Annotated in this window: 14 protein-coding genes; 8 read left to right on the top strand and 6 right to left on the bottom strand. The window is 45.6% G+C overall.

Annotated features, from left to right (window positions below; all coding sequences use genetic code 11):
- Positions 1-71 precede the first annotated feature (71 nt).
- Both BEL04_RS15295 and BEL04_RS15290 read right to left on the bottom strand, forming a co-directional pair.
- Complete coding sequence (locus tag BEL04_RS15295) at positions 72-800, bottom strand: YebC/PmpR family DNA-binding transcriptional regulator (RefSeq protein WP_066005596.1); 729 nt, start codon at positions 798-800, stop codon at positions 72-74.
- 103 nt (positions 801-903) lie between these two features.
- Positions 904-1857 carry an NAD-dependent epimerase/dehydratase family protein gene (locus BEL04_RS15290; protein ID WP_066006236.1) on the bottom strand — a complete coding sequence of 318 codons (954 nt, stop codon included), beginning with the start codon at positions 1855-1857 and terminating at the stop codon, positions 904-906.
- 217 nt (positions 1858-2074) lie between these two features.
- Between BEL04_RS15290 and BEL04_RS15285 the strand changes: the two genes are divergently transcribed.
- Positions 2075-3082, top strand: a complete 1008-nt coding sequence (locus tag BEL04_RS15285) for an aspartate-semialdehyde dehydrogenase (protein WP_066005594.1) — start codon at positions 2075-2077, stop codon at positions 3080-3082.
- Positions 3083-3163: 81 nt separating this feature from the next.
- On the opposite strand, the gene BEL04_RS15280 is transcribed toward BEL04_RS15285, so the two are convergent.
- A complete protein-coding gene (locus BEL04_RS15280) occupies positions 3164-3535 on the bottom strand; it encodes a ribonuclease E inhibitor RraB (RefSeq protein ID WP_066005592.1) in 372 nt (123 codons plus the stop codon).
- Positions 3536-3974: 439 nt separating this feature from the next.
- On the opposite strand from BEL04_RS15280, the gene pth reads away from it, so the two are divergent.
- The 5 genes from pth (at position 3975) to BEL04_RS15255 (ending at position 10831) form a co-directional block, all read left to right on the top strand.
- A complete protein-coding gene (pth, locus tag BEL04_RS15275; protein ID WP_066005591.1) occupies positions 3975-4535 on the top strand; it encodes an aminoacyl-tRNA hydrolase in 561 nt (186 codons plus the stop codon).
- A gap of 173 nt (positions 4536-4708) precedes the next feature.
- Entirely contained in the window at positions 4709-7168 is a 2460-nt protein-coding gene (locus tag BEL04_RS15270) for a TonB-dependent receptor domain-containing protein (protein WP_066005590.1), read from the top strand.
- Positions 7169-7180: 12 nt separating this feature from the next.
- Positions 7181-7531 carry a Spx/MgsR family RNA polymerase-binding regulatory protein gene (locus tag BEL04_RS15265; protein ID WP_066005588.1) on the top strand — a complete coding sequence of 117 codons (351 nt, stop codon included), beginning with the start codon at positions 7181-7183 and terminating at the stop codon, positions 7529-7531.
- A gap of 86 nt (positions 7532-7617) precedes the next feature.
- Positions 7618-9840 carry a M1 family metallopeptidase gene (locus tag BEL04_RS15260; protein ID WP_066005586.1) on the top strand — a complete coding sequence of 741 codons (2223 nt, stop codon included), beginning with the start codon at positions 7618-7620 and terminating at the stop codon, positions 9838-9840.
- A 94-nt stretch (positions 9841-9934) separates the two neighbouring features.
- A complete protein-coding gene (locus BEL04_RS15255; protein WP_066005583.1) occupies positions 9935-10831 on the top strand; it encodes a LysR family transcriptional regulator in 897 nt (298 codons plus the stop codon).
- A 75-nt stretch (positions 10832-10906) separates the two neighbouring features.
- Here BEL04_RS15255 and BEL04_RS15250 read toward each other — a convergent pair whose 3' ends face one another.
- Complete coding sequence (locus BEL04_RS15250) at positions 10907-11764, bottom strand: BadF/BadG/BcrA/BcrD ATPase family protein (RefSeq protein ID WP_066005577.1); 858 nt, start codon at positions 11762-11764, stop codon at positions 10907-10909.
- A gap of 710 nt (positions 11765-12474) precedes the next feature.
- Here BEL04_RS15250 and BEL04_RS15245 point away from each other — a divergent pair.
- Both BEL04_RS15245 and BEL04_RS15240 read left to right on the top strand, forming a co-directional pair.
- Positions 12475-12984, top strand: coding sequence for a DUF4126 family protein (locus BEL04_RS15245; RefSeq protein WP_066005574.1), 510 nt, complete (start codon positions 12475-12477; stop codon positions 12982-12984).
- Positions 12985-13145: 161 nt separating this feature from the next.
- Positions 13146-13385 (top strand): hypothetical protein, encoded by a 240-nt coding sequence (locus tag BEL04_RS15240; protein WP_066005571.1) that lies wholly within the window; start codon positions 13146-13148, stop codon positions 13383-13385.
- A 67-nt stretch (positions 13386-13452) separates the two neighbouring features.
- On the opposite strand, the gene BEL04_RS15235 is transcribed toward BEL04_RS15240, so the two are convergent.
- Positions 13453-13866, bottom strand: coding sequence for an OsmC family protein (locus BEL04_RS15235; protein WP_066005569.1), 414 nt, complete (start codon positions 13864-13866; stop codon positions 13453-13455).
- Positions 13867-13947: 81 nt separating this feature from the next.
- Positions 13948-14973, bottom strand: coding sequence for a PorP/SprF family type IX secretion system membrane protein (locus tag BEL04_RS15230; RefSeq protein WP_066006235.1), 1026 nt, complete (start codon positions 14971-14973; stop codon positions 13948-13950).
- Positions 14974-15077: the final 104 nt, after the last annotated feature.

Below are 15077 nucleotides of genomic sequence, written 5' to 3'. Positions count from 1 at the left end.
AAAAGCGATCTTTTTAAATCCGAAATTGAAAATTCGACATTCGAAATTAAAACAAATCCGAAATCAAAAAACTACTCCTCCTCCATATTATGATAAACCGCCTGTACGTCGTCGTCCTCTTCCAGTCGGTCGATGAGTTTCATCACATCGGCGGCCTGCTCTTCGGTAACTTTGGTGTGCGATAGGGCGATACGTTCCAGTTTGGCCGACTTTACCTCGATGTGCATTTCTTCCAAAGCCTTTTGCATCTTACCAAAATCTTCGAATGCGGTTTGCGCAACGGCAATGTCATGATCGTTTTCGTCGGTTTCCAGATAAAGTTCTTCCAATCCGAAGTCGATCAGTTCAAATTCCAGCTCTTCCAGGTCACGATCGCCCGGCTCAAACCTAAAGATCGACTTCCGCTGAAATATAAAATCCAGCGAGCCGGTTTTGCCTAAAGTGCCGCCAACTTTGGTAAAGTAGCTGCGCACGTTGGCCACGGTGCGGTTGGTGTTATCGGTAGCAGTTTCGACCAGTACAGGTACGCCGTGTGGCGCATAGCCCTCGTAAACCAGCTCTTCGTAGTTCGATTCGTCTTTATTTGATGCGCGCTTGATAGCCGCGTCGACACGATCCTTTGGCATGTTAACAGCCTTGGCGTTTTGCATAGCCGTACGCAGGCGTGAGTTACTTTCGGGGTTAGGGCCGCCATCTTTAACAGCCATCACTATCTCTTTGCCCAAACGGGTAAACTGCACGGCCATTTTGGCCCAGCGCTTAAATTTTCTTTCTTTACGGAATTCGAATGCTCTTCCCATTGTTTGTTTAGTCCATGGTCAATAGTCTATAGACCATAGTTTTATCGTTAATTACTTTTATTTGTTGCCATGGACTATCGGCCATGGACTATCGACTAATCTACTACGAATATAGTTTTTTCAGGTTAACCAACATATCTTCCGTCATGCCGGCCAGGTCGTACTCCATTTTCCAGCCCCAGTCGCGTTGCGCGTCGCTGTCGTCTATCGATTTGGGCCAGCTATCGGCGATAGCCTGGCGGGGATCGCTTTCGGCGTAGCTCATCTTAAAACCGGGCAGATGTTTTGTGATCTCGTTAGCCAGCATTTCGGGTGTAAAGCTAATACCTGCGAGGTTATAACTCGAACGAATTTTAATTTTTTCTGCCGGGGCGGCCATTAATTCGATAGTGGCGCGTATGGCATCGTCCATATACATCATCGGCAGGGCTGTCTGAGCAGATAAAAAGCTTTGATATTGACCCTTTTTGATGGCTTCGTGGAAGATATGCACCGCATAATCCGTAGTGCCGCCACCGGGATTGGCCCGCCAGCCTATCAGGCCGGGGTAACGCAGACTGCGCACATCAACACCATATTTATTAAAATAGTATTCGCACCAGCGCTCGCCGGCCAGTTTGCTGAAGCCGTAAACCGTGTTAGGGTCCATCACACAATACTGCGGCGTGTTATGCTGTGGCGAATGCGGCCCGAAGACGGCTATCGAGCTTGGCCAGAATACTTTGGATACTTTAAACTCTACAGCAAAATCCATCACGTTGAGCAGGCCGGTCATATTCAGGTCCCAGGCCATTTTGGGTTTTTGTTCGCCTAAGGCGGACAGGATTGCCGCCAGCAGGTAAACCTGGGTTGGCCGGTGTTTTTCGAAAATATGGTGCAGGTTATCTTTATCGAGCACATTGGCCAACTCGAACGGACCGCTGTTGCGAATGGCATAAGCCGGATCGTTGATATCGCAGGCGATTACATTTTCTGCTCCGTTAATTCCTCTTAATGCGGTTACCAGTTCGGTGCCTATTTGTCCGTTAGCGCCAATTACCAAAATTTTTTCGCTCATGGGTTGCTTGTCAGTTACTGGCAGCAAAGGTAAAAAAATGGCCGAAATCAAAAGAGGGCGACGACATGCTAAAATGGCCATTTAGCCGTCACAAGAGCATAAAATATGCTACTCTTTTGATAGATTTTATCTGATATTTCTTCCCAAATTTTCATAAGCGACAAATAATCTGCATCTTTGAAAACTATTAATTAGTTTATTAAACAATTTAAAAAAAATGAAAGTCGCAGTTGTAGGTGCCACTGGTTTAGTGGGCACTAAAATGTTGCAGGTTCTGGCAGAACGCAACTTCCCGGTTACCGAATTGATCCCCGTAGCTTCTGAAAAAAGTGTTGGTAAGGAAATTACTTACAAGGGTAAGCAATTTAAGGTGGTATCGGTAGACACTGCGATTAGCATGAAGCCCGATCTGGCCTTGTTCTCGGCCGGCGGCAGCACTTCGCTGAAAGATGCCCCGCGTTTTGCCGAAGTAGGTACTACCGTGGTTGATAACTCGTCGGCATGGCGCATGGATCCTACCAAAAAACTGGTGGTGCCCGAAGTTAATGCCGATGTTTTAACCGCCGAAGACAAAATTATAGCTAACCCGAATTGCTCGACCATACAAATGGTAGTGGCTTTAAAACCACTGCACGATGCTTACCAGATCAAACGTATCGTGGTATCAACCTATCAATCGGTTACCGGTACAGGCGTTAAAGCCGTTGAGCAACTGATGAACGAGCGTAACGGCATTGACGGGCCTAAAGCATATCCTTACAAGATCGATCTGAACGTTATCCCTCAGATCGACGTTTTTGGTGATAACGGTTATACCAAAGAGGAAATGAAGATGATTAAAGAAACCCAGAAAATTATGGGCGACAACAGCATCCGCGTTACCGCCACAACCGTGCGCATCCCGGTAATGGGTGGCCATAGCGAGTCGGTTAATATTGAGTTTGCTAATGATTTTGACCTGGATGAAGTAAAAGCCCTATTGGCTAAGGCTCCCGGGGTGATCGTTACCGATGACATCGCTAACCTGAAATACCCGATGCCGCTCGACGCGCACGAAAAAGACGAGGTTTTTGTGGGCCGTATCCGCCGCGATGAAACCCAGCCCAATACTTTAAATTGCTGGATAGTGAGCGATAACCTGCGTAAAGGCGCCGCTACCAATGCCGTGCAGATCGCGGAGTATCTGGTGGCTAATCATTTGATCGGGCAGGCTGTAGAAGCATAGCGCGGATTGTTGGTGACAACACCAACAATGGCATTTATTAAATATTTAATAGGGATGATCGGAAGGTTATCCCTATTTTGTTTAAGAAGTTTCTACTTCCCAGCCATCAAGTACGCAATCATGGCTATAGCCGGTATCCCACATAGCTTGATTCCAGTGATTGATAGGTTCTAAATCCATTGTTAAAGGAGCGGTGAATCCTCTGATTTCAAAGTTGTCCTCGTAGTCCCAAACTTCAATTTCGGTATAATCAGGAAAGTTGTCTTCAAGATAGTTTTTGAATAAGATGGCTTTTTCTTCCGTGTCGGTTACAAAGAAGAAGTTGATAGGTCGTTGGTCTGTTGGCTTTAACCCATCGTTATAAATTCTCTTTAAAACATCTTCGTTTATATCCAGTCTGATTTCGTTTTCGAAGTGCTCTTTTGTGAAATAGGTGTTTGTATCATTGCTCATAATAATAAGTTAAACAGTTAAATGTAGCTAAAAACTACCGATGGTTTATTGGATAATTCGCGTTTTTTTTGTATATTGTAGGCTATGTGTATACACTTTGAAGCGCGAGACTTTAGAGGCAACGTATTAATTTACCCACATGGGTATACCCATGAACACCCATGTGATACCCATGTATTTTATGGGTGTAAAAAACAAGAAAGCTGCATTTGGAGTAAATTAAGGGATATTTGACGAAAAAACATATAGAAATACCCATAAATACCCATGTGTTTTAAGTCAAAATTCAAAAGCTAAAATTCAAAAAATATTTGCATAGCTGTTCTGTATGATGGGATGCCGAAACAAGTTCGGCATGACCTGTCTTAGTTGTAGTTTTAAAAATCCGAAATTGAAAATCCGACATCCGAAATCGGAAAAAACCTATCTTTGCCGCATAATGAAATACCTGATAGCTGGCCTTGGTAATATTGGCCCCGAGTATGCGGATACCCGGCACAATATTGGTTTTATGATACTGGATGAGCTGGCCAGACAGCAGGAATGCCAGTTTTTTAATATGCGCCTGGCATACTATACCGACTTTAAGCTGAAAGGTAAAACGGTTCACCTCATCAAACCCACCACTTATATGAACCTGAGCGGCAACGCCCTGCGCTACTGGATGCAGGAGCTGAAGGTGCCGGTGGAGAATGTGCTGGTAGTGGTTGATGAACTGGCGCTGCCGTTCGGCACCCTGCGCCTCAAACCCAAGGGCAGCGCTGCCGGCCACAACGGCCTTAAGCACATTGAAGCTACTTTAGGGCATAGTAATTACGCACGCCTGCGTTTCGGCATCGGCAGTAACTTCCCGAAAGGCAAACAGGTGAACTATGTACTGAACGCCTTTGATAAGGATGAGCTTCCCGAACTGCCCGCCCTGATCGATCGATCGATCGAGATGATCAAGAGCTTTGTTACCATCGGCGCCGAACTCACCATGACCCGGTACAACAAGTGATCGAGTGCTATTCACACATTTAAAGCGCATTAATTAAGTTAAAATTGTATTAAAATGTTAAATATGCTTAACAGCTTGTTAAGGTTTGTTAAGTTATTTTATAAAAAACGGTAACTATTTGATTTTTGCTATGTCTTTTAATCAGAATTGAAAAAACAAACACCGGTCGTTTTATGAAGTATATCTTACCCGTCCTTTCCTTAATCTTCCTTTTTAGCTTAAGCACTTTGGCACAAACAACTGTTGCTAAAATGGAGATCAAAGGTATCGTTACCGATTCGGCCACCAACCAGCCAATGCCGTTTGTTACCGTGATCGTCAAGGCTCCGGGCAGCAATGTGCCTGTTAAATCGGGCCTGACTACGGATAACGGCAGTTTTGATATCGCGAATGTTACTGCCGGTAAATACCAGCTTGCCGTGACTTCGCTGGGTTACCGGGCCAAACTGATCAGCCTGCCCAATGCCGCGGATGGCGTTGTGGATGTAAAGAATATTTTGCTGGCACCTTCGACGGGGCAGCTGAAAGAAGTGTCGATCGTGGAAGCAAAACCGCTGATCAAACAGGAAGTCGACAGGATCGGGTACGATGTACAGGCCGACCCGGAAAGCAAGGCCCAAAGCGTGCTGGATATGATGCGCAAGGTACCGCTGCTGTCGGTCGATGCGAACGACAACATCAAACTGAAAGGCAACGGCAATTACAAAATACTGCTTAACGGTAAAGAGTCGGCCCTGATGGCCAAAAATCCATCGGATGTATTGAAATCGATGCCGGCTACCAATATCGAAAAGATAGAAGTGATCACCACGCCGCCGGCCAAATACGATGCCGAAGGTTTGGCGGGTATCATCAATATCATCACTAAAAAGAATGCCGACCAGGGCTACAATGGCAGTATCAATTCGCGCTTTAATTCGGTATTCGGCCCGGGCGTTAACCTGAACGCAACTGTTAAGCAAGGCAAGTTCGGCCTTTCGGGATACATCGGTTACGGCAGCAACGGCAGTAATGATAATTTTAATGGCAATACGCAGGTATTTACCGGTACGCCGGTCTCTATCGTGCAAAATGCAAACAATCATTTTACCGGCAACAACCATTATGGCGATGCCGAAATGAGCTATGAGATAGATACCCTGAACCTGATCACGGCATCGTACCAGTTTTATGGCGGGCTGAACGATCAAACCAATAATCAATTTTCCAACACCTTTAACGGGAGCCGGATATCACAGCAATATAACCTGGATAACCTGGCGCATTATACCTTTAAAGGCGTGGATGCCAGCCTTAACTATCAGTTAGGCTTTAAACACAACAAAGATCAACTGCTGACATTATCGTACAAATACAGCTACTCGCCCAATACGCAGCTCAATACCAATGTAATTACCAATATCATCGGGCAGAGCGGCCTGTCGAATTACCAGCAGTATAACGATGCGGGCAATAAAGAGCATACCATCCAGCTGGACTATGTGCAGCCGCTCAGCAAAAAGCTGAACCTGGAGGCCGGTGGTAAAACCATTTTGCGCAATAATTACAGCGATTTTGAAACCGGCTATCAAAATCCGGGCACCGATAATTATGGTTTGAATGTACAATCGCGTAATTTCAACTATCACCAGGATGTTTACAGCGCTTACAACTCGTACCAACTGAAGCTGGAAAAGTGGACAGCCAAAGCAGGCGCACGTTTGGAGCATACGCAGATCAATTCAGATTCGACGGCGGGGGCCAGGGCCATTGACCGCGCATACACCAACGTCATCCCTTCGATATCTGTACAGCACAGCTTTAAAAGCAACAGCATTACTTTAGGTTATACACAGCGTATACAACGGCCGGGTATTTACCAGTTGAACCCCTTTGTTGATAAAACCAATCCTAAATTTATCAATACCGGCAACCCTGATCTGCAGCCCGAGCTGAATAATACCTTCCAGCTTACGTACAGTAATTACAAAAAGAACGCCATTACCGCGAGTTTAAGCTATGCTTTCTCCAATAATTCGATCCAGAATGTAAGTTTTTCGAGCACGCAGATCACCGGCGGTAAAACCGATACTATTACCACAACAACTTTTCAAAATCTGGGTACCAACAAAACCCTGGGGCTTAACCTCAATTTTAACCTGAGCACCATCAAAAATCTTAACCTGAGCCTGAACGCACAGGTGCAGCACGTATGGCTGAAAGGCACCTACAACGGAGCCGGTTATGCCAACGATGGTTACGGCGGTAACGCGTTCTTGAACGTGGGCTACCGGTTTGATAAAGGTTACCGCCTGGGCTTTAACGGCGGTTATTTTATTGGCGATGTTAACCTGCAGGGACGTAACGGCAATTACCTCTATAACTCATATGTAGCCGGTATCGATGTGCTGAAAAAGAAAGGTACCATATCGCTCGTGGCTAACAATCCATACAGCAAGTATTTTACATCGCACTCCACAACCAATACCACCGCTTACAGCCAGGATGCTTTTTATAGTAACCGTTATGCCAGCTTTGCCGTGCGTTTAAACTACCGTTTCGGCAAGCTCAACAGCAATATCAAACAAAACCAGCGCGGTATCAATAATGATGATACCAAGGGTGGCGGTGCAGCTAAACCTACCGGAAATTGATACTTTTGCTGCATGAAAGTATACGGTATCACCAATTGCAACACGGTAAAAAAAGCACTCGACTGGTTTAAAGCCAACCACGTAGCCTACGAGTTTCATGATTTTAAGAAGTCAGGCATCAGCGAAAGCAAACTGGCCGAATGGAGCAAAAAAGCAGGCTACGAAAAGCTGATGAACAAACAGGGCCTTACCTGGAAAGGTCTTGAGCCGGCAGTAAAAGAAAGTATTACCAATGAAAAGGCCGCTTTTAATCTGCTTCAGGAAAAAACAAGCATCATCAAACGCCCGGTGATCGAAGACGGCGATTTTTTATTCTTCGGTTTTGATGAAGCGGTTTACGCTAAGCATTTTGCAAAAGGTTAAGTAACATTTATTTTACCGAATAGAAAGATCGCTGAAATATCTTCATATTTAGGAAATATTTTAGTTAACTGATCATTCTTAGGACAATGAATTACAAACTTATTTCGGGTTTAGCACTGGCTTGCTTTGTAAACGTAGCCATAGCGCAAACCACACCTCCTGCCAACAGAACTGATACCGGTAACCGTGCGCGCCAGCGTGGCGGAGCAGCAGGCGGATTCAGAAGACCGCGTGTGGCACCTTTCCAGGAAGATAATGTACCTGCAACCAAGTACGATTACCACGAACTCTGGAAGCCGTTCTTCTACACAAAAAACGGTAACGAAGTGCGCACTGCTGATGGGCAGCCCGGGCCTAAATATTGGCAAAACCGTGCCGATTATGCCCTAACCGCACATATTGATACAGCGACCAACCTCATTACCGGTACCGAAGTGCTGACGTATACCAATAACAGTCCGCAAAAACTTGGTTTTATATGGATGCAGTTGGATCAGAACCTGTTCAAGCTCGATTCGCGCGGTAATAAGCAGGTGCCTCTGGTGCGCGATTCGGCAAGCAATACTATTTACCAGGCGAGCCGTAACTGGGGCCAGGGCCAGGTTTTTGATGCTGGCTACAAGATCAAATCGGTAAAGATACTGAATGTGGTTAGTGGTAAAGCAACTACCGAAACTACCGTCGAATACCTGATCGACGATACCCGGATGCAGGTATTTCTGCCGAAAGAACTGGCGGCCAACGGAGGTCAGTTGAAGCTGAAGATAGAATACTCGTTCATTTCGCCCGATTATGGGTCGGACCGTATGGGGATCATCCTGCAGGGTAATAAACCAGGCCAATCTAAAAACGGCAAGATATTCCAGGTAGCGCAATGGTATCCCCGCATGTGTGTGTACGACGACCTGCAGGGTTGGAACACTTTGCCGTACACCGGCGAAAGTGAGTTTTACCTGGAATACGGGGATTTTGATATCAACATTACCGCACCTGCAAAAGACATCGTAGTATGCTCGGGCCAGTTGTTAAACCCGCAGGATGTATATACACCCGAGCAAATGAAACGCTGGGCACAGGCTGCACAGAGCGATAAAACAGTGATGATACGCAGCGCTGCCGAAATCGGCCTGGCGTCATCGCGCCCAAGCGGTAAAAGCGAGCTGACCTGGCACTTCCAGATCAAAAACGCCCGCGATGCTTCATGGGGCGCTTCTACCGCATTTATTGTCGATGCGGCGCGTATCAACTTGCCGAGCGGTAAAAAATGTATGGCGATATCAGCCTACCCGGTTGAGAGCGCTGCCGACCCTAATGCGCCTGCACCGGGCCAGGGCGGCCCGGTCGGGAGGGGAGCCGGCGGCCAATGGAGCCGAGGGACCGAAATGATCAAAGCTACCATCGAGTATAATTCGAACAAATGGTTTGAGTTTCCATATCCTAATGCAACCGGTGTTGCCGGTAAAGCAGGCGGTATGGAGTACCCGGGTATTGTATTCTGCAGCTTAGGCGGCGGCTGGGGCGTTATCGACCATGAGTTTGGCCACACCTGGTTCCCGATGATCGTAGGCTCGAACGAGCGCCTGTACGGCTGGATGGACGAAGGCTTCAACACCTTTATCAATACCTTGTCTACCGCTTTTGCCGGTAACGGCGCTTATGCCCGTGGCGGCCGCGGCGGTGGTTTCGGCGGCGGCAATGGCCCGGTATTGACACCTGCTGAGCGCATGGCCCGAACCTGGGCCGCATATACCAGCCCGCCGTTAGAACCGATAATGAGCAACCCGGATAACCTGAAGGAAGCCAATAACGGTACTTTACTTTACAGTAAGCCAAGTGCAGGTTTGGTAATGCTGCGCGAGAATATCCTGGGCCCGATGCGCTTTGACTATGCCTTCAAAACCTATATCAACCGCTGGGCATTCAAACACCCGTCGCCGGATGACTTTTTCCGTACGATGGAAGCTGCTTCGGGCGAGAGCCTGCAATGGTTCTGGCGCGGTTGGTTTGAAAATACCTGGAAGCTGGATGTTGCCGTGCGCGCAGTTAGGTATGTTGACGGCGACCCTTCAAAAGGCGCAATCATTACCATCGATAACCTCGAAAAAATGGCCATGCCTGTCGTGCTCGAGATCAAAACCGTTAGCGGTAAAACCGACCGTGTAAACTTTACGGCCGAAATATGGGAACGTAACGTAAGCTGGTCGTTCAAATATCCTTCGACCGAAGCCATCGAATCGGTTACTTATAACCCCGATGGAAAGCTGCCCGATTACAACCCGTCAAATAATATTTGGACGGCAAAAAAATAAGCGAAAATCACCTTTTTTTAACGCCCCCGGAGTGAATAATCCGGGGCGTTTTTTTTATATCTATCTTGCATTATTATTCTATTAACTTTAACTAATGCTTTCAATTGCCCACCAGGTATTTTTAGAAGTTGCCGCTAATTTGAGTTTCTCAAAAGCAGCCCAGGTTTTATTTATTACCCAGCCTGCTGTAAGTAAAAATGTTAAGTTGCTGGAGGATATGTACAAGGTTCCGCTGTTTGAGCGTAAGGGAGCCAGCATATCGATGACCGAGGCCGGCAACATCCTGTATAAGCATTTGCTTAAAGCGAGCGAGATACAGCGCGAGATTGAATATGATCTTTCCATCCTGAGTAATGTTTCAAACGCTTCGGGCCATCTGCGTTTGGGAGCCAGTACGACTATAGCCTTATATATTCTGCCATCCATATTATCCAACTTTCAGCGGGAGTTTACCGATGTGGATGTACAACTGGTTAACCGTAACTCCGAATATATCTTAAACGCGTTGCTTAACCATGAAGTGGATATCGGTATTATTGAGGTCGAAAATAAACTGACCACCGTATCATATCAGCCGTTTATGAGCGATGAGGTGATACCTGTTTGCTCGGCTAAAAGCCCGCTTGCGGGCCGCAGCCTTACCCTTGCCGAACTGCGTAAAACGCCGCTTGCCCTTCGCGAACGGGGTTCGGGGACACTTAATGCGCTTACTAAAGCCTTACAGGAGCACAATATTAAGCCGTCCGACCTGTCGGTTAAGATTCGCCTTGGAGGTACTGAAGCTTTAAAGAATTTTCTGCTGGCCGATCAGTGCCTTGGTTTTATGCCGCGCCCATCTATTGTGCGCGCGCTTGCCGAGGGCGATTTGGTTGAAGTGCCTATCGATGGCTTAAAGATCAAACGCGACTTCTTTTTTATCCGTCGGAAGGGTACGGAAGATTTTGGCCTCACCAGTAACTTTATGCAGTTTGCCATGCGCTCCAACAGTTGAGCTTTAATGGTACAGGATTAAACAAAAAAGGAGGTTTTAAACCTCCTTTTTTGTTTTGAACGGCATTACGGTGTTTTATTTAGACGGCGCCAGTTCCAAATGGTATTTTACCAGGTTATCAATAGGCGAGCGGATGATATTGCCCATCACCATGCCGTTTTCCAGAACTACTTCTTCCAGTATGTTGCGGAAGTTATAACCAACCGAGCCTATGCAGTTAAAGGTATATTTCTGATAGTCGGGATAATGCGTCACCAGGTTGCGGAAGAAATCGTCGAACGAACTTTTTACCAGGTTACGGCTGTACTCGATGTTCACCGTATTATCGTAAACAAATTTACTGAAGCTTGCGCAGAAGCGGTTAGCCAAAGGTTTGGTGTATACATTGTCGATCACCTCATCGGGTGTCAGTTTATAGGTATCCCAGAAAGCCTGGCGCACAGCCTCGGGCATGTAACCACGTACATAATCGCCCAGAAGTTTTTTACCGATGTAGCAGCCACTCCCTTCGTCGCCTAAAATATAGGCCAGCGAATCAATATTATATACAATGTCTTTGCCATCGTAAATACAGGTATTGGTACCGGTACCTAAAATAGCTGCAAAGCCTTCGTTAACGCCTAATACAGCACGAGCCGCAGCCAGCAAATCGTGGCCGATGTTAACTTTGGCTTTTACAAATACAGCCTGCATGGCTTCTTCGACGATCTTCTTCTTATCGTCGACAGAACAGCCTGCCCCATAATAGTTAACCTCGGTTACGTTCTCAATCTCCAGGTCGGTAGGCAAACCTTCTTTTAACGACTGCGTGATGTACTCTTTCGACGAGAAATAGGGATTATACCCCTCGGTATTAAAGTAAACTTTTTTCCCTTCATCCGTTATCAAACACCAGTTGGTTTTGGTCGAGCCACCGTCGGCAATAATGATCATATTTAATAAATTAAAGCGTATTTAAAAGTATGAATTATCAAAGTGTAAAACAAACACTTTGTGTTTGTGCCGTGAAGCTAAATATGTTTTTGCAATAATTTGCAACCTGTTGCAGTATTTTGGCTATTTTGTTGATTAACAGTAGGATATTTTAAAATGTAACATCTACAATTATTGCATAAACCGATGCGCCTTGTATCCTAAGAAAGCAATTGGAACTATGGTGTGAGCAAATATTTTAACATATACAAGTGAATAACGGAGCATTGCAGGGCCGGTTTAATTTGTAAGTTAATTGTAATATTGCTGTTATGAATAATTTTTTTAATATAAATTAACAAATATCTTGTTTGTAGAAAATCTCATGTTTTAGTATAGATCCTTTTACAAAGGAGGGCATATATTATACTTTTTTCTGTTAGTTATGGGTATTGATAATAAAGTCGCAATCGGCGATAATGATATAAGTTAATAAATGTTTAAATGTTGAAAACTACACAGGAAACAAACCACCGCCGAACCCCGTTATAGCAGTATATTTATTCAAATAAACCAATTATCTACCTAATAGAAAGGAGGGTTGAGCCGTGCTTGATCTGATCATAGTACTCATTGTTTTTAACGTGCTGGCCGTAATATACCGGGCCAGCCATAGTAAAGTTTATTAAATAGCCAGCTAACAATAGTTGGGAAGTAATGTTAAATTATGTATGACAAAACTTCCCGACTATCTGTTATTTAAAAGCCTTGCGTTAGCGTCATTATGCGGCTCGCGCTCATTTGCGGGTGTTACATCTGCTGCTTATTTGTTAAGCCGTAATCCGTCAAAAACGCTTCAGTGCTCACACCTTCCATTTAAATATCTGCAACAACCTGTAGTAGCAAATACTTTAGCCGTGTTAGCCATTGGCGAACTCATTGGAGACAAGATGCCCTTTACACCTAACCGCACCGAGCTATTGAGCTTAACCGGGCGGGCAGCCGGAGGGGCGTTTACAAGCGCAGCACTGCTCAAGGCTAACAGGGGTAACGCCGTTACCGGGCTCATACTTGGCGGCGCCTGCGCCTTAGCGTCAACATTTGCCAGTTTTTATTTTCGCAAAATTATAACTAAGCCGGGCAGATTGAGTAACGCGGCAGGTGGTTTACTCGAGGATTTGCTTGTCCTGGCCGCAGGTGCCGCAGTGATTTGTAAATTTGGCGATGGAATGATTAAATAATTATCGTTTAACTATAAAATATGACGTATAAGTAGGCGATTTGATTGGTTGTTTTTCAATTTTGTTATTAAATTTGAATTACAAATTAAAACAACCATCTACCTCTCGGTGTTTTATGAGTGTATTTGTTATTGTTGGCAAATTTTTAAAAAACTACTATCATGAAAATATCGGCAGAAACTTTAAAAAAATTTCATTTGATCCCAAAAATGAAACTCCAAAAAACATTGTACAAATTGGCTAACAATTACTTTATCGAAGTTGAAGACGTTGGCGAGAAAACAATTTACGAGATGTACTGGGAAAACTGGGGACGTAAAATACGGTTTAGCGCAGGTACCTTTAAATGCGAGGACGATTTTATTTACCATGTTGAGTACGCCTCAACATGCAACGAATAACCGCCCGTAAAAACGGTTGCCCGTATTTTCAAAGCAGATATCCGAACCGCCCGCAATGGCGGTTTTTTTATGCACCTGTTAAACGGGTTTTAATGTCGATATTTCCTGTCAGGATCTGGTGTACCGGACACGAGTTGGCGATGGTCAGCAGCCTGTTGCGCTGCTCATCAGTTAAATTACCGCTGAAAGATATAACCCGTTCGATGATCGTCTCCGAATTGATACGGTACAGGTCAAGCTTAACTTCAATACCATCAACTACCCACATTTTACGGTCGGCGTACATGCGCAGCGTGATGGCTGTACAACTGCCCAGGCTGGCCAGCAGCAAACTGTAGGGGCTCATACCAAGGTCGGTACCCATGGATGTTTCAGGTTCATCTGCAATAAGGGTGTGCCCGGCCGATGTAATGGTTGTTTGATAATGTTCGCGCCCAATATGCGCCTGCGCGCTGGCCGAAGGTACCTGGTTTAAGCTCATGCCTAAAAGTACAAAATCCTGCGAAAACCAAAAGCAGTCGCATAGCGACTGCCTTTAGAAATTAACTCAGCAAACAGTATTTTAATAGAAGGTATAACAACGGCTGGTGCCTTCAAACTTGTTAAAGCTGTCGCGGCCCGGGAAAGAGGTTTGATAGCTTACGCTGCCCTCGCTTGTGCCGCTGGTGTTCGAGTAGCCCATTTTTGATATTGAGGCATCGTGGCTCACACCGAGGCGAAACTTCTCGCCGGTATCTTTATGCAAAAACAGGTCGAACACTAAGGATACCACCACGGCGTTCGGGCTGCCCTGGCCATCGGTACGGTACCAAAGGCCGGCACTTACGCCGCGGCGCTTGTATTCGGCGCCGAAGCTCATAGTACTGGCGTCGGCTTGTTTATACATCACCACTGATGGTATCACATATGATCTATCGGCTTCGTCGCCGTTATCGTATGGGTCTAAACCTAATTTATAGCTTAAATGCAAAGCCGCCCGCATGGCCAGATTTGAAGGGGTGCCGGTAAACGACTGATCGGGCCGGTTTAAGTGCTGCAAAGTAGCGCCGCCCATAAAATTACCCGCAACCAGGTTGATACCTGCACCCGAGTCGAAATAGTATTTGCTGTTGAAAGCAGGCGCTTCGGCCGAGGTTGCCGATCCCGGAATATAACCCGAGGTGGGATCAATCTGGTCGGCAAAAATCAGTTTGCTGAAGTCGATCTGACGGTTAGCCACACCGGCCTGCAAACCGAACGACAATACATAACCTTCGCCACCTACACTATACGCATAAGTTAAAGCTGCGCTGTTTTGTACAAAATAAGCCGTGCCTTCGTTGCTGCGGTTAAGCATCAGGCCAACGCCGCCGCCAAACTGTGGCAGGTTATAATCGATAGAAGCATTTAAATAATTTAATTTACCAACGGCGCTCCATTGGTTGCGGTATATCATATTTACACGCAGGTCGCCGTCAAACTGGCCGGTAAGGGCAGGGTTAAGGTAAATTGGCGCATTAAAAAATTGTGAGTAGATGTGGTCCTGGGCGTTTGCGGCAATGCCGGCAAATAACAAGCTAAACAGCAGTAAAAATCTCCTTTTCATCATCCTTTTCGTTTTACACTGGTCGTGTTTGTCCAATCATCATTAACCAGGTGAGTGCTTATACGTGAGGAAAAAGAAAATAGTTATAGTTAATTTTTTCGTTCTTG

It is taken from the genome of Mucilaginibacter sp. PPCGB 2223, assembly GCF_001705515.1.
Classification (GTDB): Bacteria; Bacteroidota; Bacteroidia; order Sphingobacteriales; family Sphingobacteriaceae; genus Mucilaginibacter.
This window is presented reverse-complemented; position numbering and strand designations above follow the sequence as displayed.

Excerpts from the sequence above, each read along its gene's own strand:
- BEL04_RS15285 (WP_066005594.1), top strand. The coding sequence starts at position 2,075 with ATGAAAGTCGCAGTTGTAGGTGCCACTGGTTTAGTGGGCACTAAAATG.
- BEL04_RS15290 (WP_066006236.1), bottom strand. The coding sequence starts at position 1,857 with ATGAGCGAAAAAATTTTGGTAATTGGCGCTAACGGACAAATAGGCACC.
- BEL04_RS15270 (WP_066005590.1), top strand. The coding sequence starts at position 4,709 with ATGAAGTATATCTTACCCGTCCTTTCCTTAATCTTCCTTTTTAGCTTA.
- BEL04_RS15255 (WP_066005583.1), top strand. The coding sequence starts at position 9,935 with ATGCTTTCAATTGCCCACCAGGTATTTTTAGAAGTTGCCGCTAATTTG.
- BEL04_RS15230 (WP_066006235.1), bottom strand. The coding sequence starts at position 14,973 with ATGATGAAAAGGAGATTTTTACTGCTGTTTAGCTTGTTATTTGCCGGC.
- pth (WP_066005591.1), top strand. The coding sequence starts at position 3,975 with ATGAAATACCTGATAGCTGGCCTTGGTAATATTGGCCCCGAGTATGCG.
- BEL04_RS15260 (WP_066005586.1), top strand. The coding sequence starts at position 7,618 with ATGAATTACAAACTTATTTCGGGTTTAGCACTGGCTTGCTTTGTAAAC.
- BEL04_RS15295 (WP_066005596.1), bottom strand. The coding sequence starts at position 800 with ATGGGAAGAGCATTCGAATTCCGTAAAGAAAGAAAATTTAAGCGCTGG.
- BEL04_RS15240 (WP_066005571.1), top strand. The coding sequence starts at position 13,146 with ATGAAAATATCGGCAGAAACTTTAAAAAAATTTCATTTGATCCCAAAA.
- BEL04_RS15250 (WP_066005577.1), bottom strand. The coding sequence starts at position 11,764 with ATGATCATTATTGCCGACGGTGGCTCGACCAAAACCAACTGGTGTTTG.
- BEL04_RS15235 (WP_066005569.1), bottom strand. The coding sequence starts at position 13,866 with ATGAGCTTAAACCAGGTACCTTCGGCCAGCGCGCAGGCGCATATTGGG.
- BEL04_RS15265 (WP_066005588.1), top strand. The coding sequence starts at position 7,181 with ATGAAAGTATACGGTATCACCAATTGCAACACGGTAAAAAAAGCACTC.
- BEL04_RS15245 (WP_066005574.1), top strand. The coding sequence starts at position 12,475 with ATGACAAAACTTCCCGACTATCTGTTATTTAAAAGCCTTGCGTTAGCG.
- BEL04_RS15280 (WP_066005592.1), bottom strand. The coding sequence starts at position 3,535 with ATGAGCAATGATACAAACACCTATTTCACAAAAGAGCACTTCGAAAAC.